1 protein-coding gene is annotated in these 411 nt (G+C 68.4%); it reads left to right on the top strand.

Going from position 1 to position 411, the window contains the following annotated elements:
• Positions 1-411 (top strand): hypothetical protein (locus KOE80_RS20195; RefSeq protein WP_226349855.1); only part of this gene is annotated, 411 nt, incomplete at both ends.

A 411-nucleotide genomic window follows, 5' to 3' on the forward strand; every position in this document is an offset into this window, starting at 1 on the left:
CATCGGCATCCGCATCGGCGTCGGCATCAGCGTCTGCGTCTGCGTCAGCATCAGCGTCGGCGTCGGCGTCAGCATCAGCGTCTGCATCTGCGTCGGCGTCAGCATCCGCGTCAGCATCTGCGTCTGCATCGGCATCCGCGTCGGCGTCGGCATCCGCGTCAGCATCGGCGTCGGCGTCGGCGTCTGCATCAGCATCGGCGTCAGCATCCGCATCAGCGTCAGCATCCGCGTCGGCATCAGCATCTGCGTCGGCATCAGCATCGGCGTCGGCGTCAGCGTCAGCGTCAGCATCTGCATCCGCGTCGGCGTCGGCATCCGCGTCTGCATCGGCATCGGCATCAGCATCCGCGTCGGCGTCGGCGTCGGCGTCGGCGTCGGCGTCGGCATCCGCGTCGGCATCTGCGTCGGCAT

Source organism: Alcaligenes sp. 13f, assembly GCF_020496585.1.
Lineage (GTDB): Bacteria > Pseudomonadota > Gammaproteobacteria > Burkholderiales > Burkholderiaceae_B > Alcaligenes > Alcaligenes phenolicus.